Annotated in this window: 2 protein-coding genes; both read left to right on the top strand. The window is 46.4% G+C overall.

The window, feature by feature from the left end:
- Positions 1-939 (top strand): hypothetical protein (locus D1159_RS18845; protein ID WP_161847117.1); only part of this gene is annotated, 939 nt, incomplete at its 5' end.
- Positions 940-983: 44 nt separating this feature from the next.
- Positions 984-1438: hypothetical protein (locus D1159_RS18850; protein WP_161847118.1), on the top strand; the 455-nt coding region annotated here is incomplete at its 3' end.

Genomic DNA, 1438 nt, shown 5'->3' on the forward strand with positions numbered 1-1438 from the left:
ATTGCTTTCTTTAATGAGGAGGAGGCGGAGCTTGCGCGTGAGGTCATTGCAGAAGATCGCCAGATCAATGATTTGTTTGCCGAACGCCAGCGTGTATGGACAAGCCTCATGGCTGAATTAGAGTGGTCCGATGGCCTCTACACAAACAACAAGTGCCGCGAGTTGGAGCAGGAACTGGATGAAATTGATCGCCAACTTTCTGAGCTTGGTGTAGAGGAAATAGATCCTAAAAGTATTGACTTGGCCTCTCATCCAGAGCTTGCATCTTTCATTGAGAACGGTGAAAACTCTGATTATAAATGGTTTACTCGTACCCAATTAATACCCTATAACGGCATTCAACACATAGTTTATTCCCTTAAGATAGAGCCTAACAGTCGAAATAGTAAGTTGTACTTTGATGGTAGTCAAAGTATGCAGGCCTCTCCTAATAAAGCTGCTGGGACTCTGCTTCTGATGAAATCTCTGGCCATAACCTACACTGGCCTAAATACTGGAGTTGGTATAGTAGTTAATTTCATTGATCTTGTTGCGACGCAGGCCGATGTACACCTCACCACATCAACTGTAGTTGAAGATGTAACTGCTGTATATCAATGGATGTTAAGTGAGTCCGTAACGTTCCAGTACGTCAAAGAAGTTGGAACTTCTGATGAGCGCCTTTGCTACACCTTTAATCAGGTGGAAGGTGTTCAAAAATGCGATGTACACAATGTTGAGTTTGGCAATAAAGTTGTAATGGGCTTTGATACTGTAGAATACAGTATCAAAGCAATGTGTACTAACGCAGATAGTATTTATAATCCCCTAAAGGCCTTTCATAGTACTAGCGCACCAACTACAGAATTTGTAAAAAGCATTAAGATCTTAGGCATTGATAAAAAGCCGGTCTCTACTCTCTCTATGATACTTCCTATAGGTCCAGGCGTCCTTATTTAAATCAGGCGGACTTTTCCCTATCTTATCCTGAAATAAATTCTGTAATGTCGTATAATTATATTACCCTCAAAAAGAAGTCGCTGTTTCTCCTGTGCGCTACGTTGTTTTTGACCATACTCTGCGGCGCGTCCAATCCTCAGTTTGAACGCAATGATTCTCCTCTACAGGATAAGAGCCGGGAACCTCTCCCCCGCAATGAGCACTACTATGACCTGTTTGATAGGCGGGATTACTTATGGACCCGGGTGGTAGGTGAGCTTAGTTTGGCGGAACATCCCCTGGCCGTCGCTATGACCGACGAATTCCAGCAGTGGTATCAGGAATTACTCACGATAGACGCCATCCTTGACCGGCACAGCGCTCCGCCGCCGGAGCCCCCCACCTGGAAGGATCACGTTCTGTCCGTGGCCACCCCCGCCCTCATCATCGCCGCCGGGATTTTCGCGTACCTCAAGCTCCGCAGGCTCTATGGCCGGATTCGGGCCCGGCGCCCTGTGCC

Origin of the sequence: Pseudoflavonifractor sp. 524-17 (genome assembly GCF_009935845.1) — a bacterium.
Taxonomy (GTDB): domain Bacteria; phylum Bacillota; class Clostridia; order Oscillospirales; family Oscillospiraceae; genus Pseudoflavonifractor_A.